Raw genomic sequence first — 24,049 nt, 5'->3', positions numbered from 1 at the left:
AGGGGAACCTGTGAACGGGACCGACGCCGCGCCCGCCAAGGAGCCGACCGCCGTCAAGGAACCGGTTGCCCCCCGCCACGCCGCACCCGAGCCGGTCGAGGAGGACGCCTTCGCCCGGTTCAGCCCGGCGGCGGAGGAGGAGAGCCCGACCCGGCCGCGCCGCGTGCTACGGGGTGTCCGGTATGCGCTGCTGCACGAGTGGGCGCTGGCCATGTACGCCTCGCTCGCGCTGGCCGTCGCCATGACCTGGCCCACCCTGCGCTACGCGGCGTACACGATCCCGCAGGACACCGGCGATCCCACGCTGCAGGCGTGGCAGATGGCCTGGTCCGGGCATGTGCTCAAGAGCGACTGGTCCCAGCTGTGGAACTCCAACAGCTTCTACCCGGAGAAGTACAGCTTCGCCTTCTCCGACACCCTGCTCGGCTACGCCCCGGCCGGCCTGTTCGGCACCGGGCTCGAAGCCGCCCTGGTCCGCTACAACGTGATGTACGTGCTGCTGCACGCGCTCGCCTTCTTCGGCGCGTACGTGCTGGTGCGGCAGCTCGGCTCGGGCAAGACCGGGGCGGCCGTGGCGGGCGCGGCGTTCGCGTACGCACCGTGGCGGCTCGCCCAGGCCGGGCACATGCACGTGATGTCGGTCGGCGGCATCGCCCTCGCGCTGGCCATGCTGGCCCGCGGCCACGGTTACTCGCTGCGCCACGGCTACCGCCCCGAGCTGCGCAAGCCCGGCTGGGCACTGGCGGGCTGGCTGGTCGCCGCCTGGCAGATCAGCCTCGGCTTCGGCATCGGCCTGCCCTTTGCGTACGCGCTGGCGGGCATCGTGCTGGTCAGCGTGATCACGTACTTCGTGCGCCGGAAGTGGTTCTGGAGCGAGCCGAAGCCGTTCGGCTGGAAGCTGCTGTCCTTCGACGCGGCCGGCGGCCTGATCTTCGCCGCGACCGGCGGCCTGATGGCACTGGCCTACTTCAAGGTCCTGGAACTGCACCCGTACGCCGAGCGCTCCGACGTCGAGGTCAGCTGGTACTCCCCGCCGCTCCTCGGCTTCTTCACCAGCCCCGCCCAGTCGATGCCGTGGGGCGAGGCGCACTCCGGCGCCCGCGAGGCGCTGGGCTGGGCGGCGGGGGAGACCAGCCTGCTGCCCGGGTTCGTGCTCTACGGCCTGGCCTTCGCCGGGCTGATCATGTCGATCTGGACCCTGCGCCAGCGGCTGCTGCTGTTCGGCGGCGTCGTGCTGACGGTGATCCTGGCGATGGGCACGAAGTTCGTCGGCGGCCGCCCCGGCTACATGACGCTGTACGACATCCTTCCCGGCTGGAGCGGCATCCGCACCCCCGGGCGCCTGATCATCTGGACCACGCTGCTGCTGGCCATCCTGGCCGCCGGGGCGGTGACCGCCTTCGTCGAGCAGGCCAAGACGGTCGCCGAGGACCGGGTGCCGTCCCGCCCGCACCCGCTGCTGCGCCTGGCCACCTTCCTGCCGCTGCTGCTGGTGATCGTCGAGGGCCTGAACGTGACCGAGCACCCGGTGGTGCCGCTGCAACCGCAGTCCATGGCCACCGCGCAGGCGCCGATGCTGGTCCTGCCGAGCGACCCGCTGACGGACATGAAGGTGATGGTCTGGTCGACGGACCGGATGGCGCCGATCGTCAACGGCAACAGCGGCTTCACCCCCGCCACGCTCGGCGAGATCCGGGAGCTGACCAAGACGTTCCCGGACCAGGCCAGCGTGAACCGGCTGCGCGAGCTCGGCGTCAAGACCGTGCTGGTGCTCCGCGAGGAAGCCAAGGGCACGCCGTACGAGCCGGCCCTGACCGCCCCCGCCGACGGCCTCGGCATCGAACGCGTCGACGCCCCCGACGCGGTCGTCTTCACCCTGTCGTAGGGCAGGCAGCAACGACGGAGCCCCCGTCACCCGTTTCCGGGTGGCGGGGGCTCGTTCATCTCGTCTGCGGCTGCTAGGCGACGGCGGGGACCAGCCCGTCCTTCGCCCGCTCGTCCTCGGGCGGGTCGTTTGCCGGGCCGCCGTCCGGGTCGGGAGTGGGCGAGTCGGCGTACGTGCGCCGCACCACGTCCAGTTCGGGGCGCACCATGTCGCGGATGACCAGCACCACGAGCAGCATCACGGTGGACAGCCGCAGCACCGAGGCGAAGATGAACACACCCTCGGGGAAGACCTGCTTGCCGGAGGCGCCCATCAGCTCGCCGTAGAAGGCGAGGAAGTAGCAGACCTCGGCGAGCTGCCAGGCCAGGAACGCGGGCCACTTCGGGCGGGCCAGCACCAGCAGCGGCAGCAGCCACAGCGTGAACTGCTGCGACCACACCTTGTTGGTGATCAGGAAGATCGCCACGACCAGGAACGCCAGCTGCGCCAGCCGAGGCGGCGTCTCGACCCGCAGCCCGAACACCAGCAGGCCCACGCAGCACAGCAGGAACACCCCCAGCGACAGGTTCGTCACCGCGGGCACGTCGTTCCACAGTTCCAGCCCGAACGGGTCGAAGTGGCGGGCGACGTACCAGGAGGTGCCCCAGTCGATGATGCGTTCGGAGTTGAGGTCGAGGAAGCGCCGCCAGTTGTCGAAGTTGATCAACATGACCGGCACGTTCACCGCCAGCCAGGCGATGACACCGGCCGCCACCGAGTTGACCAGCGCCGCGTACTGCTTCGACCGTATCGCCACGATCAGGATCGGCAGGAACAGGAAGGCCGGCCAGAGTTTCGCCGCCATACCGAGACCCAGCATCACCCCCGCCGCGGCCGGATACTTCTTCGCCCACAGCCAGATGCCGGCCACCGCCAGCACGATGGCCAGCATGTCCCAGTTGACCGTCGCGGTGACCAGCAGCACGGGGGACAGCGCGAACAATGCCGCGTCCCAGGGTCTGCGCCGCCGCAGTGACAGGATCATGGCGACCGAGGCGATGGCGAACAGGCTGAGCACGAACGCATTGGCGTCGTAGAACAGCGTCGCCTGCGGGATCGCGCTGTTCTTCTCACCGAGCGCGTGGATCGGCAGCCCCAGCACGCCCATGAACGCGCCGGTCAGCACCGGGTACTCGACCGGGTAGTCGACGTAGGGCACCGCGCCCTCGTTGAGGTGCTCGGCGTAGTACAGCGCCAGCACGTCGGTGTAGCAGAAATTGGTGTACTGGCTGTGGTCGGCCCAGGCGCCGTCGCGGCAGGGCGACTTCTGGACCCAGTGCAGTGCCAGGGTCAGGCAGGTGAGCGCGAGCACGATCCGCGCGGCCGTCCAGAACCGGCCGCCGCGCGAGGGCGTCTCCGGCACGGCATGCTCGCCGCGCGGTCCGCCGATCGCCTCGCTGAGCCCCCGGACGAAGCCGTCCTCCCCGGCGGGCGACACCACGTGCTCACGAACATCACTCATAGCCCGTCATCCTGCCTCAATGCCCGTCGAAGAACCAGGTCAAGGCTCAGCTTGGCGAGCCGAACTTCGTTTACGCCGAGCTTATCGGCGGAGTGGCACCGTTTGCGGCCTGCCCGTGTCCCCGAGTGGTCGCGATAGTGCCGACGCGTAGCGGTCGGTCGGCCACGCATTCACCGGATGCCCCCGGCTGCCGTGGCACCGATCAACAGACGAGCCGTCGAGATGCGTAAGGAAGCACCTGAGAGGACAGCAGCGGTGAGAACCTTTCCCGCGATGGCAAACAGCACACTTCTTCCAAGCGATCTATTCTGCGGCGTATTTCCTGGTTAAGTCCATGATCATCATAAATATGAACCAACGCTAGGAGGGTGGTACGCGAGTCCCTCGACAATTAAGATTGGCCAATCCATTTAGGATCTACGCCTATTCGAAAGGTCATCGCCGTGCCCCGAAAAACCAAGTTGATCCCCGGGTTGTTCGCATTGTCGGTGACGGCGACCATCCTTGGTGTCGCTTCGCCTGCTCAAGCTGCCGATCCGGTTTGCAACGTCAGCGGAACCGTCAACAATCGCAACGGCTTTCCTCAGTACATTCCCAAGAACAGCACTACCGGGGTCAACTGCACCCTGCGCAGCGGGGACCACAGCAACGGAGTCGGCGTGCTGAAGACGGCTCTGCGAGTTTGCTACGGCAAGAACATCGCACAGAGCAACTCCTTCGATGCAGCAACCCGCACGGCCCTCATCCAGGTGCAGACTCAGGTAGGCATCAGCGCGGACGGCGTCTACGGCCGTGAGACGCGAGACAACATCGTCTGGAAGGTCAGAGACGGCGGCCACTGCGAGTACTACGCCTAACAGAACTTCGCTCACTCATTCCGCACGAGGTGCATCGACGGCATGGTTTCGTGCATGACATCACGACGTCCACATCGCTGGAGCTCGACAGCCGGCTGGTATGGCCGATCGTAAAGAATCCGGGACGTGCGCCAAGGAATCGCCCGCGTCGTCAATGCCCGGACAGACGAAGAGGGACCCCCGCGGGGGTCCCTCTTCGTTCAACCGATCGTCATGGACACGGTTTGCCGGGTTTCGGGATGCAGATCCCGTTGCCGCGGGTGCCCGACGGCGTCGGGGTCGGGTTCGGGTTGTTGCCCGGGTTACCCGGGTCACCCGGGTTGGGCTGGTTCTCGCAGCCCGGTGCCTGCGGGTTGGCGGCGCAGGCGTTCGGGTCCGGCGTGGGAGTGGTCTCCTTGCCGTCGCCGACGTCGGGGTCGCCGATGCAGCCGCCGCAGCCGACCTCGATCGGCTTGGGCTTGAAGCCCATGACGTCGTCGGCCTTGTTCATGAACTGGGTCCAGATGGTCTTCGGCAGGTTGCCACTGCCGATCTTGTTGCCACCCGGATCCCTGATCGGCTCCGACTCGTGCAGGTAGTTGCCGACCCAAACCGCGGTAGCGATCTGCGGCGTGTAGCCGACGTACCAGGCGCTGGAGTTCTCCCCCGCGAAGTTGTCGCTGGCCTGCCAGGTACCCGACTTGGAGACCGAGTCGCGACCGCTGAGCTTGGTGCCGCTGTAGTTCTTGAGCACGGCGTTGACCTCGCCGACGATGCGCGGCTCGATGCGCTCCACGCCCTTGGTGTTCGGCCCGGTGCCGGGCACCGGCTTCCACACGGTCTTACCGTCCTCGGTCACCTTGCGCTCGACCTTCGCGATGAAGTGCGGTGCGCGATAGATGCCGTTGGCCGCGAACGTCGAGATGCCGGACGCGTGGTCGAGCACCGTGATCGGGTACTGGCCGAAGCCCACGTGGTTGAAGAACGGGTTCGGACCCAGCTTGCTCGGGTCGCCCTTGGTGAGGTCGTGGCCCTTGTCGTTGTTGTCCCACATCATCGTGACGCCGGCCTTGGCCGCCATATCGACAACCTTGCCCGGGGTGATCTTCTCGGTGACCTTGTAGAACGGCACGTTGAAGGACTTCTGCGCCATGACCGCGAGGCTGCAGTTCTTGTCGCAACCGGCGTCGTTGCCGTCCCGGCCCGCGTTGCGGATCTCCGAACCGCCCTTGTAGGGCTTGAACGGCGTCGGATCCCAGTGGGAGTCCACCGAGATGCCAGCCTTGACGGCCGCGGCGAGCGTGTAGATCTTGAAGGACGAGGCGGGGGAGTGGCCGCCGCTGACGTACGGGCCGCCCTCGCCGTTCTTGCCCGCCTTGTCATACGTGGTGCCGTCCATGCCGCCGTAGTAGGCGAGCACCCCGCCCGTCTGCGGGTCGATGGAGACGGCAGCCGCCGTGACGTTCTTGGGGTACTTGTTCAGCAGCGAGGTCGTCTTGTCGGTCACCTTGGTGACCTCGGACCGGCAGGCGACCTTCTTCGGGTCGGTGGACAGCGGCTTGCCGTCCTTGCCGATCCTCGTCTTGCCGTCCTCGGCGAGGGTGAACAGGATCTGCTTCTTGGTCTTGGTGTCCTTGCAGATCTCCTGGACCGTGTACTCCCGGTACATCCGCTTCTCCAGCTCCGCCTGTGCCTTGGCGTTGATGGTCAGCGTGATCTTGAGGCCGCCGTTCTTCCAGTCCTTGACGCCGATGGCCTCCAGCGCCTTCTGGACCGCCGGAGTCTCCATCTCCTTACGGATGTAGTTGACGACCGGACCGGTGCTGGAACCCTTGATGCCCCAGGTGGCGTTGTTCTTGCCGCCGGGGGTGAAGGTGAGCACCTTCGGGTAGCCCTTGGCCTTGACCGCGTCCACCTCGGCCTGGGTCACGCCGGTGTTCATCTTCACCACGCTGTTGAGCACGTAGTTCCAGCGGTCCTTGGCAGCGGCCTCGTCGTTCTGCGGGTCGTAGCCCTTGGCCGAGCCCATCGGCTCCGGCTGCTTGAGCACCGCGCCGAGCACCGCCGCCTGCTCCATGGTCAGCTTCTCCGCCTCGACGCCGAAGTAGGCCTTGGCGGCGGCGCCGACCCCGGTCGCGCCACGGCCGAAGTAGGCCGTGTTGACGTAGAAGCCGAGGATCTCGTCCTTGCTGTGATCCTGCTCCAGCTCGCGGGCCCAGACCGCCTCGCGCAGCTTGCGGGCGTAGGTGACCTCGAGGTCGTCCGCCGCGGCACGCGCGTACTGCTGCGTGATCGTCGAGGCACCCTGGGTCGCGCCGCCGGTGAGGTTGTTCCACGCGGCGCGGGCGATGCCCCACAGGTCGATGCCGTCGTGGTTGTAGAAGTCCTGGTCCTCACCCGCGATGAGGGTGTCCTTGATCTTCTTGTCCATCACCGTCATGTCGACGATGCGGCGGTTCTCCGTGCCGAGCTGTGCCACCTGCGTCTTGCCGTCGGAGGCGAAGATGAGGGTGTTCTCCTGCAGCTTGAACTCACCCGGCTTGGGCACGCCGCTCAGGAAGTTGGTGAACGCGATCAACCCGCCACCGGCGAGCATGATCAGCACAGCCACCGACGCGAGCGCGATGGTGAGCTTGTTGCGCTTCTTCTTCTTGGGCTTGCCGCCCGCCTTGGCCTTGCCACCGGCCGGCTGGTCGTCCATGTCGAGGCCCGCGGGGCGCACGCTGGCGCGGCCCGCGACGCCGCCGACACTGGCGCGCCCGGCTGGCGGAGCACCGACGCTGGCCCGCCCGGCGACGCCGCCGACGGTCGCCCGCCCTGCCGACGCGCCGACGGAGGCACGCCCGGCAGCCGGGCTGACCGGCGGGTTCACCGGGGCCTGGCCGTAGCCCTGATCGCCGTATCCCTGCTGGTCAGCGCTGCCGTAGCCGCCACCCTGGGGCGGGTATCCACCGCTGTTGGCGGGGTATTGCCCGTAGTCCGCCTGGTCGCTCGACGAGTAGTCGTAGCCGTAGTCGTCGGATGGCACCGAGGCGCGGCCCGAACTCTGCGCCGGAGCGGGGTATGACTGACGGTGTTGCTCGTCGTCGTACCCGTGTCCGGCGTTGGGATCGCCGTACGAAGTCATCTGTCACACCGTTCCGGTCGGGGATGGGGCGGTGGCGGCAGCCGCTGACAGCTGGGGGGCTGTCCTGTGGGCGCGTCCCAGGAGGTACTGCTCTACGAGGTGGTTCCAGTCACAGCCGCGGCACACCTCGACCACGTAGACCTGGAACTCACCGTGCGTGTCGGCCAGCACCGCGAGTTCGGCGCGCGTACGCGCCTGGCCCGCGGAATTCTTGAGCTGATCGCCATAAATGTAGTGCACGTTGATCACGAACTCGCGACGGCAGATGGGGCACCGGTTCTCGGTGGCCTCACCGTGGAAGCGAGCCGCGCTCTTCAGGTAGGGCGAGGCATCGCACACCTCTGACGTGCCCACCCTCCCCGCGTACACCTCACGCAGCAGAGCACGCCGCTGGAGGGAATAGTCAACGAATCCGTCGCCCTGCCGCTGGGCGGCACGAGGCGACGCAGAGACTCGTTGCTGCGCGCGCATGAAAAGCAGGGTAACCGTTCGTTCGGCGAGCCGCGACCGCCGTCACACAGCGTGACCAGGGCGAAGCCCAGCGCTCAAAGATCATCCTCCTTGGTGATCGTTCACACCGCGTATTGCCTAGACACGTCGTACCGTTCTAACGTAGCGATGTATCGGCGCGATACATCGCGTACGACGACCCAGACCGCGAGACCGATCAGAGGGGGTGGCCGACATGCTCGACCTGGCCATCCTCGGCCTGCTGCATGAGTCCCCGATGCATGGGTATGAGCTGCGCAAGCAACTCAGCACCAAGCTGGGCGCGATCCGCGCGGCGATCAGTTACGGCTCTCTCTACCCCACACTGCGACGCCTGCAAACCGCCGGCTGGATCACCGAGGCCGGGGAGACCCCGGCCGGTGACGCCGACGTGCCGCCGCTGACCAGCCGACGGGGCAGGGTGGTCTACAAGATCACGGCCGAGGGCAAGGAGCGGTTCCAGGACCTGCTGGCGCAGGTGGGGCCGGAGGCATACGAGGACGCCGCGTTCGGCGTGCACTTCGCCTTCTTCTCCCGCACCGACGTCGACATCCGCCTGCGCATCCTGGAGGGCCGCCGCCGCAAGGTGGAGGAGCGCCGGGAGGGCTTCCGGGAGGTGCTCGCCCGAGCCGCGGAAAGGCTCGACGCGTACACCCTGGAATTGCAGCGCCATGGCCTGGATGCCGCGGACCGCGAGGTCCGCTGGCTGGAGGAGCTCATCGCCAACGAGCGCTCCGGCCGCACCCCGCAGCCGCGCGGGGCCGAGGGCGAGCTCCGACCGAGCCCGCGCACCACAGATTCCGTACGACCGCTCACGGCCCGACCGGGCCCTGACGACTCCGCCTAGTGAGTTGGGCGGCGCAGCCGATCGGCTGTCCGCCCGCATATGAAGAAGGAGGCAGGAGCTATGGGCTCCGTCCGCGTTGCCATCGTCGGTGTCGGTAACTGCGCCTCGTCCCTGGTCCAGGGCGTGGAGTACTACCGCGACGCCAACCCGTCCGAGCGAGTACCCGGCCTGATGCACGTCGACTTCGGGGGGTACCACGTCGGCGACGTCGAGTTCGTCGCCGCGTTCGACGTCGACGCCAAGAAGGTCGGCCGGGACCTCGCCGAGGCCATCGTGGCCAGCGAGAACAACACCATCAAGCTGTGCGACGTGGCGCCCACGGGCATCACCGTGCAGCGCGGCCCGACCATGGACGGCCTGGGCGTGTACTACCGCGAGATGGTCGAGGAGTCCGACGACGCCCCGGCCGACGTGGTCAAGGCGCTCAAGGACGCCGAGGTCGACGTGGTGGTCTGCTACCTGCCGGTCGGTTCGGAGCAGGCGGCCAAGTTCTACGCCCAGGCCGCGATCGACGCGGGCTGCGCCTTCGTGAACGCGCTGCCGGTCTTCATCGCCTCTGACCCGGTGTGGGCCAAGAAGTTCGAGGACGCGGGCCTGCCGATCGTCGGCGACGACATCAAGAGCCAGGTCGGCGCCACCATCGTGCACCGCGCCCTGGCGAAGCTGTTCGAGGACCGCGGCGTGGAGCTGCTGCGTACTTACCAGCTCAACTTCGGCGGCAACATGGACTTCATGAACATGCTGGAGCGCAACCGCCTGATCTCGAAGAAGATCTCGAAGACGCAGTCGGTGACGTCCCAGATCCCGCACGAGATGTCCAAGAGCGACGTGCACATCGGCCCGTCGGACCACGTGCCGTGGCTCGACGACCGCAAGTGGGCCTACATCCGCCTGGAGGGCCGCTCGTTCGGTGACACCCCGCTCAACGCCGAGCTCAAGCTCGAGGTGTGGGATTCGCCGAACTCGGCCGGTGTCATCATCGACGCCGTGCGAGCCGCGAAGATCGCGCTCGACCGCAAGATCGGTGGTCCGGTGCTGTCCGCTTCGAGCTACTTCATGAAGTCGCCGCCGGTGCAGTACAACGACCACGACGCGCACGAGTCGGTCGAGAACTTCATCAAGGGCTCCGTAAATAGTTGATTTCGGGCCCGCTCTTGAAAAGTGTGAGCGGGCACACTCATTCATCTCACGATGGCCTGTCTACTGGGGAAATTGACGTACGTCACCCGGTAGATAGGCCATCGTCTGTACCAATAGGCCGCTGACGCGCACCTTTACGGCACGCTCGATGTATGGACCCTCGGCCCGCTGATATGCATAGTGGGGACATGGGGAAGTCAGATCTGATGGATCGGGTGACCACGGACCTGTCACGTGGCCATACCTATCCGGCGATCCAGCGCATGCACAGCCTGGTCGCCGCGCATCCCACCGACCTCGATCTGCGGCGCAGGCTAGCCGCGATCTACCGGGCCACCGGCAACGCCGTCGAAGCCGGCCGCTGGTCCTACCTGGACGACGACGCCGAACCGGGCGAACTCGAAGCCTTCGAGGGCCGCTACCCGGCGCACCGCCGCCTCGATGCCCTGCGCTGGCCGACCGGCACCCCCGCCCCCACCGACGTCTCCCGCGTACGGCTGGCCCCGCTGCTGGCGGCTTCGGCGCCGGCACCGAAGCCGAATACCCGCCGTGGATCCCGGCTGCAGACCGCCGCCGCCGTCGCGACGCTGGCCGCGCTGTCCGCATTGGTGATCGTCGGTGCCCGGACCGCGCTGGACTGGATCTTCTAACGCGCAAGCGTCGGCGTGATCTGTGACCCGGCCGTTATAAATGCCCCTGGCGTGACATGCCACCGGTCCATAAGGATCAGTGAGTGGCAAAGGCGGACGTACTCGCCCGGGTGCGCGCCGATCTCGCGGCCGGGCATACCCATCTGGCTGTGCAGCGTCTGCGGACCCTGCTGGCGGTCCTTCCCGACGACATCGACATCCGTGCGCTGCTCTCCTCCATCTACCGGCAGACCGGTAATCCCGTGGAGGCGGGCCGGTGGGGTTTCCTGACCGACGACGTGCGCGACGCGGAGTTGACGGCGTTCGCCAAGGCCAACCCCGATCCGTGGCAGCGGCTGCGGCTGCTGCACTTCCAAGGCGACACCGTGCACCTGTCCGCGACCGCGGCGCAACGGCTGGTGCAGCTGGCCGAAGAGGCAGAACGTTCGGGCAAACCGACCCAGTGGGCCGGGTCCTATCGGGCTCCCACGAAGAAGCGCGGCGTCGTGGTGCCGTGCCTGTTCACCTTCGTGGTCATCGGCGTCGCGCTGGTGCTGGCCGGGATCGGCGCCATCAAGGTCATCGGCTGGGTCGCGGACTGAGCACCCGCCGGGCCCGGTAGCGGCCGCATGGGGGTTGACCAAGGTCGCTACGGTTCCCGGCGTGGGTACGGCGACAGTGGTCTTTCTGATCATCGGGGCAATAGGCATCGTCATCGCGGCGGTCGCCGTGCTCGGCGGTGACCTCCTCGACCTGGGCGACGGCTTCGTGTCCACGGAACTGCTGGCCGCGCTCGTCGGCGGCTTCGGTTTCAGCGCGGCCGTGGTCAACGAACTCACCGGCGACGCCCTGGGCGTCACCGCGGTGGTGTTCATCGCGATATTCGCCGCGCTACCCCTCGCCTTTCTCGCCAGCTACCTGGTGAAACGCATGTCGAACATGCGCACCGACGCCACCCCCACCCGCGCCGATCTCGTCGGCACCCGGGGCGTGGTGGTCACCCCCGTTCCCGCCGGCGGCTTCGGCGAGGTCCGCGTACGCATCGGCGGGCAGCCGGTCAAGCTGTCCGCCCGCGCCGAGCGCCCCGTGCCGCTGGGCACCAAGGTCGTCGTGACGGCTGCCGTCAGCGACACCAGCGTGATCGTGCAAGAAGTCCCGGAGCAGTAGCTCCCTGATAGAAGGAAGGCAATGACAGCCCTCACCATTGCTATCGCGGGCGGCGTACTGCTCGTGCTCCTGCTCGTCCTGTTCGTGCTGTCCCGGATCAAGGTGGCCGGGCCGAACGAGGCGTTCATCGTGACCGGCCGCAAGGGCCGGACCACCGAGACCGCCGACGGCGCGCGCTCCACCGACCTGTCCGGCCAGAAGGTCGTCATGGGCGCCTCGGTGTTCGTGCTGCCGGTGGTCCAGAAGCTGCAGGTGCTCGACCTGTCCAGCCGCCGTATCCATGTCGAGATCACGGGCGCGGTGAGCAAGCAGGGCATTCGCGCCAACCTGCAGGGCGTCGCGATCGTGAAGGTCGGCGGCACCGAGGACGCCATCCGCGCCTCCGCCCAGCGCTTCCTGCACCAGCAGAACGAGATCGAGGAGTTCACCCGCGAGGTGCTGGCCGGTGCGCTGCGCTCCATCGTCGGCCGGCTCACCATCGAGGAGATCATCCGGGACCGGGCCGCGTTCGCCTCCGCCGTCGCGGAGGAGGCGGAGCACTCGATGACCAACCAGGGTCTGGTGCTCGACACGTTCCAACTGCAGGACATCCTGGCCGAAGGCTCGTACCTGCAGGACCTGGGCCGGCCCGAGGCCGCCCGGGTGCTCAAGGACGCCGCCATCGCCGAGGCGCTGGCCCGCCAGCAGGCCGAGCAGGCCCGCCTGCTCGCCGAGGAGTCGATCGCCGAGGCGCAGCGCAACCTGGCCCTCAAGCAGGCGGGCATCCAGGCCGAGATCGACGCCGCGAAGGCCGTCTCCGCCGCGGCCGGCCCGCTGGCCGAGGCCGAGCGCCAGCAGGTGATCATCGCCGAGCAGCGCAAGGTCGCCGAGCAGAACGCCGAGCTCAAGCAGCGCCAGCTCGACACCGAGGTGCGCAAGCCCGCCGACGCGGCGCGGTACAAGGTCGAGCAGGAGGCCGAGGCCGACCGCAACGCCCGGGTGCTGGCCGCCGACGCGGCTCGCCAGGCGACCATCGCCGCCGCGCAGGCCCAGGCCGAGCAGTCCCGCCTGACCGGTGAGGGCGAGCGGGCCCGCCGTGCCGCGCTGGCCGAGGCCAACGCGATCGAGGGCGCCAAGGAGGGTGAGGCCGAGCAGCGGCGGCGTACCGCCATCGCCGACGCGGTCGAGCGCGAAGGCACCGCCGACGCGGCCGCGATCCTGGCCAAGGGCCAGTCCGAGGCCGAGGCGATGCGTCTCAAGGCCGAGGCGTTCGCGCAGTACGGCGAAGCGGCCGTGCTCGACCTGCTGGTCCGGGTGCTGCCGCAGGTCGTCGCCGCGGCGTCCGCGCCGATGAGCGCGATCGACAAGATGACCGTCATCTCCACCGACGGCGCGAGCTCGCTGACCAAGTCCGTGGCCACGAACGTGGCCCAGGGCCTGCAGCTCGGCAACGACCTGACCGGTATCGACCTGCCCGCGCTGCTGGCCAAGGTCACCGGGTCCGGCAGCAGCAAGGAGTGACCCGTCCGCTGCGGGCGTTCCGGTGGTTGACGACCGGAACGCCCGCAGCGTTCATGTACGGGCCTGCCGCGCCACGTAGGGTGGTGACGTGCCGCACCCCGTGATGCCGAACACCGTGCCGACGCCGAAGGTCGCCGCGACCTCGCGCGCGATCCTGGCCGGAGCGCCGTTCCGGCGCCTGCTCGGCGTGAGGCTGACCAGCCAGATCGCCGACGGCTGGTTCCAGGCCGGGCTCGCCGGGTCGCTGCTGTTCAACCCCGACCGGCAGTCCAGCCCGGTCGCCATCGCGGCCGGGTTCGCCATCCTGCTGCTGCCGTACTCGCTGCTCGGGCCGTACGTCGGCGTGCTCCTGGACCGCTGGGACCGCCGGGCGTCGCTGTCGAACGCGAACCTGGCCCGCGCCGCGATGGTGCTGCCCGCGGCGGCGCTGCTGTGGTCCGGCGCGCAGGGCCTGGGCTTCGCGGTCTGCGCCCTCATCGTCATCGCGATCAACCGGTTCTTCCTGGCCGGCCTGTCCGCAGCGCTGCCGCACGTGGTGGAGGAGCGCAAGCTGGTCCCGGCGAACGCGCTCGCCTCCACGCTGGGCACGATTTGCTACTCGATCGGCCTGTTCACCGCCGCGTCGGTGGTCGCGCTGGGGGTGGTCGGCACCGACCGGCACGGGTACGGGTTCATCGCGGCCACGGCGGCCCTCGGTTACCTGGTCTCCGGGCTGCTGGCCCGGCGCTTCTTCCGCCGCGACGAGCTCGGCCCGCTGGCACACGAGCGCACCACCACGAAGCTCACCGCAGCCGTGGGCGAGGTGTTCCGCGGCATGATCGGCGGAGCGCGGCACCTGGCACAACGGCGCAAGGCGCTACGGATCATGGTGCTGCAATCGGCCTACCGCCTGCTGTACGGCGTGCTCACGCTGGCGGTGCTGCTGCTCTACAGCCGCTACTTCGGCCACTCCACCGACCGCGCCGAGCAGCTGTCGTCCGGAGCGGCGACGTCGATGGGGCAGCTGGGGCTGGTGGTGCTGTCCGGCGCGGCCGGCGCGGCCCTGGCCGCCGTGATCACGCCGCTCGCGGTCCGCTGGTGGGACGCGCGGCGCTGGCTGAGCGGGGTCGTCGCCGGGGTCGGCGTCGTGGTGCTGGTCTTCGGGCTGCCGTTCGTCGCGCCGCTGCTGCTGGTCGCCGTGTTCCTGGTCAACGTCGCCTCGCAGAGCATGAAGATCATCGTGGACGCGACAATCCAGCGCGAATGCCTCGACGAGTTCCGCGGCCGCATCTTCAGCGTCAACGACACGGCGTTCAACCTGTGCTTCGTCACCGGCCTGTTCGTGGCGGCGGTCGCCCTGCCGCCGAACGGCAGGTCCGCGCTCGGCCTGGTCATCACCGCGACGGCCTTCGTCCTCCTCGCGGCCTGGTACTGGTTCGCCACCGCGCGGGCGACGTCCGGAGCGCCCGCCCCGAGCACGAGCGCGGGCACCACTCCACTGGACCCGACCGAACCGGCCGCCACCGAGCCCCTCCACAAGCCCTGACCCGAGGCCCCGCCCGCCCCCGCCCACATTGCTGGAGCCGAGGACGGATGGGCCGGTCAGGGGATGAGGCCCTCGGCGCGGGCCCAGGACTGGAGTTCGGCCTCGGCCTCGTCCCGGTCCAGGGGGCCCCGTTCCAGGCGCAGTTCCTTGAGGTGCTTCCAGGCGCGGCCGACGATCGGGCCGGCAGGGATGCCGAGCAGTTCCATGATCGCGTTGCCGTCGAGGTCCGGGCGGACCCGCGCCAGGTCCTCCTCCTCCTGGATGCGGGCGATGCGCACTTCCAGCGCGTCGTAGTCCGCGGCCAGCAGCGCCGCCTTGCGCCTGTTGCGGGTGGTGCAGTCGGAACGGGTGAGCTTGTGCAGGCGGGCGAGCTGGTCACCCGCGTCGGTGACGTAGCGGCGTACCGCCGAGTCGGTCCACTCGCCCCGGCCGTACCCGTAGAAGCGCAGGTGCAGCCCGACCAGCGCGACCACCGGCGAGATCACGTCCTTGGGGTACTTGAGCAGCTTCAGCCGTGACTTCGACATCCGCGCGCCGACCATCTCGTGGTGGTGGAAGCTGACGCCGCCGTCGCCGCCGACCGCCTTGGTGGCCGGCTTGCCGATGTCGTGCAGCAGCGCCGCCAGGCGCAGCACCAGGTCGGGGCCGCCGTCGGCGGTGTCGAAACCGACGGCGTTGCTGACCACCTTGAGGGTGTGCTCGTACACGTCCTTGTGCTGGGCGTGCTCGTCGATCTCCAGCTTGAGGCCCGCCAGCTCGGGCAGGAACTGGTCGGCCAGGCCGGTGTCGACCAGCAGCCGCAGGCCGGTGACCGGGTCCGCGCCGAGCATCAGCTTGGAGAACTCGTCCCGGATCCGCTCGGCGGTGATCCGGCGCAGGTCCTCGGCCATGCGCTCCATGGCGGTGACGACGGCCGGGTCCACGGCGAAGCGCAGCTGGGCGGCGAACCGGGCGGCGCGCAGCATGCGCAGCGGGTCGTCGCCGAACGACTGGGCCGGGGTGCCGGGCGTACGGATCACCCGCGCGGCCAGGTCGGCCAGCCCGCCGAACGGGTCGGCGAACTCGTGGCCGGGCAGGCTGACCGCCATCGCGTTGACCGTGAAGTCGCGGCGCGCCAGGTCGTCGTGCAGGTTGTCGCCGTACTGCACCTGCGGGTTGCGGCTGACCCCGTCGTAGGACTCCGCGCGGTACGTGGTGATCTCCAGGCGGAGCCCGTCGCGCTGCAACCCGATGGTGCCGAACTCGCGTCCGGTCTCCCAGATCGCCTCGGCCCAGCCCTTGACGATCTTGAGGGTGTCCTCGGGGCGGGCGTCGGTGCAGAAGTCGAGGTCGTCACCGAGGCGGCCGAGCAGCGCGTCGCGGACCGAGCCGCCGACCAGATGCAGCTCGAATCCGGCCTTGGCGAAGCGGCGGCCCAGTTCATCGGCCACGGGTGAGACGCGCAACAGCTCGGTGACGGCGTTGCGCTGGACGGCGGTGAGTTCAGGTGAGGGCGACATCGATCATCCAGCGTACTGGGGAGGCTGGTCATGACCGTTCGCAGGTATGGTGCATCCCATGACAGCCCCCGATCGTCTTCCCCCGGTCGACGAGGACCACACCACCGTCATCCCGCGCGTGGTGGGGACGGCGCTGCCCGCCGAGGAGATCGAGGTCGCCGCCGAGCCCTCATTCGAGGACGAGTACAAGGGCGCGGCGGGCAACTCGGCCATGATGGCCGTCGGCTCGCTGGTCAGCCGGGGAACAGGATTCCTGCGTACGGCCGTGATGGTCGCCGCCGTGGGCACGTACGCCCTGGGCGACGCGTACACGACCGCGCAGATCTTCCCGGGGATGATCTACGAGCTGCTGCTGGGCGGCATCCTGTCCAGCGTGCTGGTGCCGATGCTGGTCCGCGCCCGTAAGAACGACGCCGACCGTGGCCAGGCCTTCACCCAGCGGCTGCTCACGCTGACCGTGATCGTGCTCGGCATCACCACGGTGCTGGCCGTGATCTGCGCGCCCCTGCTCGCCCTGGCGTACGCGAGCGGCACCCCCCAGGCCTACCAGGACCTGATCACGTCGCTGTCGTACCTGATGCTGCCGACGATCTTCTTCTACGGCCTGACCGGCCTGTGCAGCGCGGTGCTGAACACCCGTGGGCGGTTCGCTCCGCCCATGTGGACCCCGATCCTGAACAACCTGGTGGTGATCGGCACCGGCGTCGTCTTCCTGACGATCTACCACGGCGACCCGGTCAAGAACGCCGCCGAGGTCTCCCGCGGCCAGATCCTGCTGCTCGGCGGCGGCGTACTGCTCGGCATCGTGGTCCAGGCCATCGGGCTGATGCCCGCGCTGCGCGGGGTTGGCTTCCGCTGGCGCTGGCGGTTCGACTTCGCCAAGCTCGGGCTGCGCAGCCTCGGCCGCGTCGGCGGCTGGATGTTCTGCTACGTGATCGTCAACCAGCTCGCCCTGCTGGTCATGTTCAACCTGCTGAACCGGACCCAGGACGACGGCCCCGGCCCGATCATCTACAACAACGTCTTCCTGCTGATGATGATGGCGCACGGCATCGTGGCGGTCTCGATCATCACCGCGCTGCTGCCCCGGATGAGCGCCGCGGCGGCCGACGGCCGGGCCGGGGACATCGCCGCCGACCTGAGCCGCGGCATCCGCATGGTGACCGTGGTGCTGGCCCCGATCGCGGTCACCTACCTGGTGCTGGCCCTGCCGATCGCCATCGCGCTGTTCGAGCGCGGCCAGGTCGACCGGACGGCGTCGATCGAGACCGCGCCCGTGCTCGCCATGGCCGGGCTCGCGCTGCTGCCGTTCGCGATCAGCCAGCTGTTCAACTTCAGCTACTACTCGATGCAGGACACCCGCACCCCGGCGCTGCTCAACCTGCCGGTGATCACGCTGCGGCTGTCGATCCAGCTGGGCTGGTGGGTCGCGTTCGCGGCGGCCACCACCGCGGTCGGCATGATGGTCGGCAACGCCGCCTCGTACGTCTTCGCGGCGGTCCTGTCGGCCACCCTGCTCAAGCGCCGGATCGGCCTGATCGGCCTGCGCCGGATCTCGATCACCCTCGGCAAGGTCGCGATCGCCGCCGTGATCGCCGCAGGAGCCGGCTACGGCACGGTCAAGCTCCTGTTCATGGGGGCGACCCAGTCCTCGGTCAGCTCCTTCACCGCGTGGGTCACGCTGGTCGCGGGCGGCCTCGTGATCTGCGGCGTCTACGGCGCGGCAGCCCTCGTCCTCAAGGTCAGCGAGGTCCAGGACGTCGTGGGCATGATCCGCCGCAAGATCGGCCGCTGACCCCACTCTCCGCACGTTCCACCAGGCCGCAGTTTCCCCGAAACTGCGGCCTTCGTGTATCCCGCTAGGGTCCGGGCGTGGGGCACGACGGCCTTGATCACTGTTTCGGGTCGAATAGTGCGGTCCAACCGCAGATTTTGACCGGAAACAGCGATCATCCTCCCGAGCCGAGCCGAGCCGAGCCGAGCCGAGCCGAGTCGAACCGGACCGGACCGTCCCGCGCGAGGGTGGGATCAGCGGCGGCGGGTGCCGAAGATGGAGCGGATGATGGCGGTGCCGGCCGCGGCGGCGGCTGTGGTGAGCAGGCGCTTGGTGGTTTTGGAGCCGAGGATCTGCTCGGCGAGGTTCGGCTGGGCCTTGGCCGGTGGCGGGGGAGCGGGGACCTGCGCGGGCACCGGTGGGGCCGGTGCGGGTGGCGGGGCCAGCCGCGCGGCGAGCATCTCGTACGCCGACTCCCGGTCCACCGGTTCGTTGTACTTCGCGCCCAGCGGCGATCCGGCGACCAGTGCCGCCATCACCGCGGGCTCGACGGCGGCCATCAGCGACTGGGGCGCCCGCAGCCGGGTCCACGCGACCGGGGTGGGGGAGCCCTTCTCGTTCAGCACCGTCACGATCGCCTCGCCGGTGCCGAGCTGGGTGAGCACCTCCTCCAGGTCGTACTCCGACTTCGGGTAGGTCGACACGGTCGCCTTCAGCGCCTTCGCGTCGTCGGGGGTGTACGCCCGCAGCGCGTGCTGGACGCGGCTGCCGAGTTGGGCGAGCACATCGGCGTGCACGTCCTTGGGGGTCTGCGTGACGAAGAAGACGCCGACGCCCTTGGACCGGATCAGCCGTACCGTCTGGGTGATCGACTCCAGGAAGGCCTTGGACGCGTCCCTGAACAGCAGGTGCGCCTCGTCGAAGAAGAACACGAGTTTGGGCTTGTCCGGATCGCCGACCTCGGGCAGCTCCTGGTAGAGGTCGGCCAGCAGCCACATGAGGAACGACGAGAACAGCGCGGGCTGGGCGACCACCCCGGGCAGTTCCAGGAGGGTGACCATGCCGCGGCCGTCCGGGGCGTTGCGGAGCAGGTCGGTGGTGGCGAACTCGGGCTCGCCGAAGAACGCGTCCGCCCCGGCGTCGGTGAACGCGATCAGCTCGCGCAGCAGCACTCCCGCGGTCTGCTTGGACAGCCCGCCCAGGCTCTTGAGCTCTGCCGCGCCGTCGTCGGAGACCAGGTACTGGATCACCGCGCGCAGGTCCTTGACGTCGACCAGTGGCAGGCCCTTGGCGTCGGCGAAGTGGAAGACCAGGTTGAGCGAGGAGGTCTGCACCTCGGTCAGGTCCATGACCTTGGCCAGCAGCAGCGGCCCGAAGTCGGTGATGCTGGCCCTTACGGGTACGCCGACGCCCTTGCCGCCGAGGGTGAGGAATTCGCAGGGGTACGCCGTCGGGGTCCAGGGCTGGCCGAGTTCGGCCATCCGTTCGGTGATCCGGTCGCTGGGCAGGGCTGGGGCAGCCATACCGCTGACGTCGCCCTTGATGTCGGCGAGGAAGACCGGCACGCCCGCGGCGGACAGCTGTTCGGCCATCACCTGGAGGGTCTTGGTCTTGCCGGTGCCGGTGGCCCCGGCCACCAGTCCGTGCCGGTTGAGCATGGCCAGCGGCACCCGGACCGGGCAGCCGGGGTCGGCCTTGCCTCCGTCGCCGACGAGCGCGCCCAGGTCGAGCGCCGGGCCGTCGAAGGCGTACCCCGTCTTGATCGCCGCCGCGTCCACCATCAGATACGTCCCCTTGACATATTTTGCCCGATATGGAGGAAGCGTAGCGATTTTGGGTCACGCGCACGGAGTATCCGAACCGGCGACTGATATCCGTTCGAGTTCTGTGAACCGGCCCCTTGCCGGTGCACCGATTCGTCGGATAGCTGTAAGGTCGCACTCGGCAACCGAGCGGAGCGCCTAGGCTCTCTAGATAGCGGACAACAATGTGACGGCTTCGACACGCGCCAGCTGGCTGATCGAATCCGAACCGGGCTGATAGAGGGCGACTGCTTGATGAGGGAGGACGGGGTGACCCAGGTCGGCGAGGGTCCACGCGCGGCCGGATCCGCTGCCGGACCTCTGGGCGGGCTTGCGGCCGGCGATGTGCTGGCCGAACGCTACCGCCTTGAGGAGCACGTCAACGACGACAGCGCGGGCCGTCAGGTCTGGCGCGGCGTCGACATCGTGCTGCGCCGTCCGGTCGCTCTGGTGCTGCGTACGCCGGGCGGAGCCTCCGCCGAGGAGATGCTTTCCGCCGCGGTGACCGCCAGCCGCGTCGTGCACGGCAACCTGATCGGCGTCTACGACGCGATCGACGAGGGCGAGCGGGCGTATGTGATCCGCGAGTGGATCGACGGCACCGCCCTGCGCGACCTGGTCGCCGACGAGGGCCCGTTCGACGCCGAGCGCACCACCTCGGTGCTGCACGCCGTCGCCGACGCGGTGTCCGCGCTGCACGCCAGCGGGATGGCGCACGGCAACGTGCACCCCGGCACGGTCCTGGTCGCCGCCGACGGGCGCGTCGTGCTCGCCGACGCCCGGGTCGACTCGACCACCAGCAACGAGGCCGACGTACGCAGCCTCGGCGCGCTGGCCTACTTCATGCTCACCGGCCACTGGCCGCGCGCCGAGGCCGACCGGGTCACCGCGCTGCCCGACGGCCGCCGTGACAGCACCGGCGCCCTGGTCGCCCCGCGGCAGGTGCGCGCAGGCGTGCCCACGTACCTCGACGACCTGGTCATGGACCTGCTCGACCCGAAGCTGGCGCTGCCCACGGCGCAGGTGCTCACGGGTGAGCTGGCCCGTCTGGACACCGGTGACCGGATGCTGTTCGGCGGCAACGGCACCCTGCGCTTCGCCGACGAGACCGCCCCGGCGGAGCCCGCGCCCCGCGCGGCCACGCCCCGGCTGCTGGTCGTCGGCGGCGTCGCGCTCGCGCTGGTCGTGTCCGGTCTGGTGCTGGCCGTTCGGGCGCTCAACGCCGACGCGACCGATCCGCCGTCGGCCCGGCCGTCCACCAATCCCGCGGTCGCGGTCAGCGCCTCGGCCGCACCGCAGCCGCTGGCGCTCGCGCTGGCCGCGAGCCAGCTGCGCATCGTCGCACCGGTGGGAGACCGCGACAACGCGACCCAGGCCGCGAACATGATCGACGGCAACCCGAAGACGCTGTGGAAGACGACCGGCTACAAGCAGTCGAACATGGGCAACAAGAAGGGCATCGGCATCCTGATCACCCTGGACAAGCCGCAGCTGGTGTCCAGCGTGACGCTCCAGCTGTCCGCACCCGGGGCCTCGGCGGCGCTGCTCGGCGGCTCGGCCGGTGCGCCCGACTCGCGGACGGGCGACAAGTCCCTGGTCGAGACCTTCAAACCGGTCGCCGGGTCCCAGTCCTTCGGCAAGGACTCCGGCACCACCATGGTGTTCTCCACCGACGCCTCGACGCCGTACCAGTACCTGCTGGTCTGGATCACCGACCTGCCGCGTGACCCCAGCGAGTCGCAGTACCCCTACCGCGTCGGCGTGCAGGAGATCGTAGTAGAGGTGCAGTGACCGGGCAGGACCCCCGTACGGACGCCGAGCTGCTGGCCGCGCACGCGGACGGCGAGCCCGACGCCTTCGGGGTGCTCTTCCGGCGTCACCGCGACCGGCTCTGGGCGGTCGCGCTGCGCACCACCAACGACCGCGAGGACGCCGCCGACGCGCTGCAGGAGGCGATGCTGTCGGCGCACCGCGCCGCGGCCCGCTTCCGCGGCGAGGCGGCGGTCACCACCTGGCTGCACCGGATCGTGGTCAACGCCTGCGTGGACCGGCTGCGCCGCCGCCAGGCCCACCTCACCGTCCCACTGCCCGGCCAGGCCGGCGCGGACGACGAGGACCGGTACGCCCCCGCGCGCAACGAACCCGCCGCACCCAGCACCGACCACGACACCGCCATGGTGGTCCGGGCCGCGCTGGCCGAGCTGCCGTACGACCAGCGCGCCGCGCTCGTCCTCGTGGACCTGCAGGGGTACTCGGTCGCCGAGGTCGCGGAGCTGATGGGAGTGGCCGAGGGCACGATCAAGAGCCGCTGCTCACGGGGCCGCGCCCGGTTGGCTGTGATGTTGGGGCACCTGCGCAACCTCAGCGACTCCCCTGACGTCGGAGGGACACAACCGCAGGACGTCATACCGGGAGGGGGGCTCTGATGAGCGCAGTTGATCACGACTTGCTGGCCGACTACGTCGGCGGTGCGCTGGACGGCACCCCGGAGCACGACCGGGTCGCCCGCCTCGTCGCCGACGATCCGGCCTGGCACTCCGCCGCCGCCGAGCTGCGCTCGGCACTCCTACTCGTCGACGCCGACCTGGGGGTATTCGCGGCCGCGCCCGAGCCGATGCCCGACGACGTCGCCGCCCGCTTCGACACCCTGCTGGCGTCCCCTCAGTTCGCCGCCACCCCGGCGAGCCCGCCCCGGCCCGCGACAGGCGAGCGCACCCTGAGCCGCGAAGCCCGCGGCGCACGCCCGGCCCGGCGCGGCTGGCGGCGCTGGGCGACCCCGGTCGCGGTCGCCGTCGGCGCGCTCGCGCTGGCCGGCATCGTGCTTCCGCTCGGCCCGCTGGCCACCACCATGCAGGACGCACCCGGCACCATGAGCGCCAAGGACGCCCCCGCCGCGGCGGGGGAGGAGAGAGGCGTGCCGGTCACCTCCAGCGGCACCGACTACCGTCGCGAGATGCTGAGCAGCGCGGCCGCCCAGTCGTACAAGTCCACGCCGAGCCAGTCGGCGTCCAGCGGCGACAACACGATGTCGGCGACCACCGACCTGAACCGGCTGACCGACTCCGACGACGCGCTGACGATCTGCCTGGCGGCCATCCGGACAGCCCTTCCGGGCACCATCACGGCGGCTGACTTCGCCCGTTTCGAGGGACACCCCGCGCTCGTCGTGACGATCGACACCCCGGCCGGCGGCTGGTGGTTCGTGGCTGGTCAGCAGTGTGGTGTGAACGGCGCGGACGAGCTGTTCCGCACCCCCCGCAACTAGACACAGTGAGCTGACCCACCGCTGGGGCCGTAATGGAATGCTCGCTCCGTACGATGGCGTTTCAGCCAGCGACAAGTACGGCGCGAACAGTTCGTGTCGACCTAAGGGAGCGCGTCTCGTGGAGAACGTCCGAAACCTGATCATTGTCGGCTCGGGTCCGGCCGGGTACACCGCCGCCGTCTACGCTGCGCGGGCCAACTTGAAGCCCCTGCTCATCGAGGGTGTCGAGTCCGGTGGCGCGCTGATGACCACCACCGAGGTGGAGAACTTCCCGGGTTTCCCGGACGGCGTCATGGGTCCCGAGCTGATGGACCAGCTGCGCAAGCAGGCCGAGCGCTTCGGCACCGAGTTCATCACCGACAACGCCACCCGCGTCGAACTGGCCGGTGACGTCAAGAGCGTATGGGTCGGCGACCGGGAGTACCGCGCCCGTGCCGTCATCCTCACCACCGGTTCGGCCTGGCGCCCGCTGGGCGTGCCCGGTGAGCAGGAGCTGCTCGGCCACGGCGTGTCCTCCTGTGCCACCTGCGACGGCTTCTTCTTCAAGGGCCAGCGCATCGTGGTCGTCGGTGGCGGCGACTCGGCCATGGAGGAGGCGACCTTCCTCACCCGTTTCGCCGAGCACGTCACGATCATCCACCGCCGCGACGAGTTCCGGGCCAGCAAGATCATGGCGGAGCGCGCGCTGGCCAACGAGAAGATCTCGGTCGAGTGGAACACCGTGATCGACGAGGTGCTGGGCACCGACGGCAAGGTATCCGGCATCCGCGTACACAACGTGATCACCGGCGAGACCCGTGAGCTCCCGGCGAGCGGCGTTTTCGTCGCCATCGGCCACGACCCGCGCAGCGACCTGTTCCGTGGCCAGGTCGACCTGGACGACGAGAACTACGTGAAGGTCGACGCGCCGAGCACCCGTACCAACCTGCCCGGTGTCTTCGCCGCAGGCGACCTGGTCGACCACACCTACCGCCAGGCCATCACCGCGGCCGGCACCGGCTGCACCGCGGCGCTCGACGCCGAACGGTTCCTGGCGCACTAGTGCGCCAGGAACGGGCGGCTC

Annotated in this window: 19 protein-coding genes; 14 read left to right on the top strand and 5 right to left on the bottom strand. The window is 69.3% G+C overall.

Annotated features, from left to right (window positions below; translation table 11 throughout):
* Positions 1-10: 10 nt before the first annotated feature.
* A complete protein-coding gene (locus HAV40_RS12975; protein WP_166381222.1) occupies positions 11-1,885 on the top strand; it encodes a hypothetical protein in 1,875 nt (624 codons plus the stop codon).
* A 73-nt stretch (positions 1,886-1,958) separates the two neighbouring features.
* On the opposite strand, the gene HAV40_RS12970 is transcribed toward HAV40_RS12975, so the two are convergent.
* Positions 1,959-3,386, bottom strand: coding sequence for a glycosyltransferase family 87 protein (locus HAV40_RS12970; protein ID WP_166381221.1), 1,428 nt, complete (start codon positions 3,384-3,386; stop codon positions 1,959-1,961).
* A 443-nt stretch (positions 3,387-3,829) separates the two neighbouring features.
* On the opposite strand from HAV40_RS12970, the gene HAV40_RS12965 reads away from it, so the two are divergent.
* On the top strand, positions 3,830-4,243 hold the full coding sequence (locus tag HAV40_RS12965; RefSeq protein ID WP_166381220.1) for a peptidoglycan-binding protein: 414 nt from the start codon (positions 3,830-3,832) through the stop codon (positions 4,241-4,243).
* 211 nt (positions 4,244-4,454) lie between these two features.
* Here the strand turns inward: HAV40_RS12965 and HAV40_RS12960 are convergent, their stop codons facing one another.
* Both HAV40_RS12960 and HAV40_RS12955 read right to left on the bottom strand, forming a co-directional pair.
* Entirely contained in the window at positions 4,455-7,349 is a 2,895-nt protein-coding gene (locus tag HAV40_RS12960) for a transglycosylase domain-containing protein (RefSeq protein WP_166381218.1), read from the bottom strand.
* Positions 7,350-7,352: 3 nt separating this feature from the next.
* Positions 7,353-7,820 carry a DUF5318 family protein gene (locus tag HAV40_RS12955; RefSeq protein WP_166381217.1) on the bottom strand — a complete coding sequence of 156 codons (468 nt, stop codon included), beginning with the start codon at positions 7,818-7,820 and terminating at the stop codon, positions 7,353-7,355.
* 214 nt (positions 7,821-8,034) lie between these two features.
* Here HAV40_RS12955 and HAV40_RS12950 point away from each other — a divergent pair, with 214 nt between their 5' ends.
* From HAV40_RS12950 to HAV40_RS12920, 7 genes are all read left to right on the top strand, one after another.
* Positions 8,035-8,685 (top strand): PadR family transcriptional regulator, encoded by a 651-nt coding sequence (locus HAV40_RS12950; RefSeq protein WP_308441013.1) that lies wholly within the window; start codon positions 8,035-8,037, stop codon positions 8,683-8,685.
* A gap of 60 nt (positions 8,686-8,745) precedes the next feature.
* On the top strand, positions 8,746-9,825 hold the full coding sequence (locus tag HAV40_RS12945) for an inositol-3-phosphate synthase (RefSeq protein WP_166381216.1): 1,080 nt from the start codon (positions 8,746-8,748) through the stop codon (positions 9,823-9,825).
* Between the two features lie 188 nt (positions 9,826-10,013).
* Positions 10,014-10,475, top strand: a complete 462-nt coding sequence (locus HAV40_RS12940; RefSeq protein WP_166381215.1) for a DUF6584 family protein — start codon at positions 10,014-10,016, stop codon at positions 10,473-10,475.
* Positions 10,476-10,558: 83 nt separating this feature from the next.
* Positions 10,559-11,056, top strand: a complete 498-nt coding sequence (locus tag HAV40_RS12935; protein WP_166381214.1) for a DUF6584 family protein — start codon at positions 10,559-10,561, stop codon at positions 11,054-11,056.
* A 61-nt stretch (positions 11,057-11,117) separates the two neighbouring features.
* Positions 11,118-11,621 (top strand): NfeD family protein, encoded by a 504-nt coding sequence (locus HAV40_RS12930; protein WP_166381213.1) that lies wholly within the window; start codon positions 11,118-11,120, stop codon positions 11,619-11,621.
* 21 nt (positions 11,622-11,642) lie between these two features.
* Complete coding sequence (locus HAV40_RS12925) at positions 11,643-13,121, top strand: flotillin family protein (protein ID WP_166381212.1); 1,479 nt, start codon at positions 11,643-11,645, stop codon at positions 13,119-13,121.
* Between the two features lie 88 nt (positions 13,122-13,209).
* The gene (locus tag HAV40_RS12920; RefSeq protein ID WP_166381211.1) at positions 13,210-14,646 is read left to right on the top strand and encodes an MFS transporter; all 1,437 of its coding nucleotides are present in this window, start codon (positions 13,210-13,212) and stop codon (positions 14,644-14,646) included.
* A 56-nt stretch (positions 14,647-14,702) separates the two neighbouring features.
* On the opposite strand, the gene HAV40_RS12915 is transcribed toward HAV40_RS12920, so the two are convergent.
* Positions 14,703-16,145, bottom strand: a complete 1,443-nt coding sequence (locus HAV40_RS12915; protein WP_166381210.1) for a CCA tRNA nucleotidyltransferase — start codon at positions 16,143-16,145, stop codon at positions 14,703-14,705.
* A 58-nt stretch (positions 16,146-16,203) separates the two neighbouring features.
* Between HAV40_RS12915 and murJ the strand changes: the two genes are divergently transcribed.
* Positions 16,204-17,940 (top strand): murein biosynthesis integral membrane protein MurJ, encoded by a 1,737-nt coding sequence (gene murJ, locus HAV40_RS12910; protein WP_166381209.1) that lies wholly within the window; start codon positions 16,204-16,206, stop codon positions 17,938-17,940.
* A gap of 233 nt (positions 17,941-18,173) precedes the next feature.
* On the opposite strand, the gene HAV40_RS12905 is transcribed toward murJ, so the two are convergent.
* A complete protein-coding gene (locus HAV40_RS12905; protein ID WP_166381208.1) occupies positions 18,174-19,700 on the bottom strand; it encodes a helicase HerA-like domain-containing protein in 1,527 nt (508 codons plus the stop codon).
* Positions 19,701-19,976: 276 nt separating this feature from the next.
* Between HAV40_RS12905 and HAV40_RS12900 the strand changes: the two genes are divergently transcribed.
* The 4 genes from HAV40_RS12900 (at position 19,977) to trxB (ending at position 24,028) form a co-directional block, all read left to right on the top strand.
* Positions 19,977-21,512, top strand: a complete 1,536-nt coding sequence (locus tag HAV40_RS12900) for a protein kinase family protein (RefSeq protein WP_166381207.1) — start codon at positions 19,977-19,979, stop codon at positions 21,510-21,512.
* On the top strand, positions 21,509-22,147 hold the full coding sequence (gene sigM, locus HAV40_RS12895) for an RNA polymerase sigma factor SigM (protein WP_166381206.1): 639 nt from the start codon (positions 21,509-21,511) through the stop codon (positions 22,145-22,147). Before HAV40_RS12900 ends, sigM begins: the two co-directional genes overlap by 4 nt.
* Positions 22,147-22,986, top strand: a complete 840-nt coding sequence (locus HAV40_RS12890; RefSeq protein WP_166381205.1) for a hypothetical protein — start codon at positions 22,147-22,149, stop codon at positions 22,984-22,986. The genes sigM and HAV40_RS12890 overlap by 1 nt, the downstream gene beginning before the upstream one ends.
* A 118-nt stretch (positions 22,987-23,104) precedes the next feature.
* Positions 23,105-24,028 carry a thioredoxin-disulfide reductase gene (trxB, locus tag HAV40_RS12885; RefSeq protein ID WP_166381204.1) on the top strand — a complete coding sequence of 308 codons (924 nt, stop codon included), beginning with the start codon at positions 23,105-23,107 and terminating at the stop codon, positions 24,026-24,028.
* Positions 24,029-24,049: the final 21 nt, after the last annotated feature.

The sequence above is a fragment of the Catellatospora methionotrophica genome (assembly GCF_011297335.1).
Lineage (GTDB): Bacteria > Actinomycetota > Actinomycetes > Mycobacteriales > Micromonosporaceae > Catellatospora > Catellatospora methionotrophica.
This window is presented reverse-complemented; position numbering and strand designations above follow the sequence as displayed.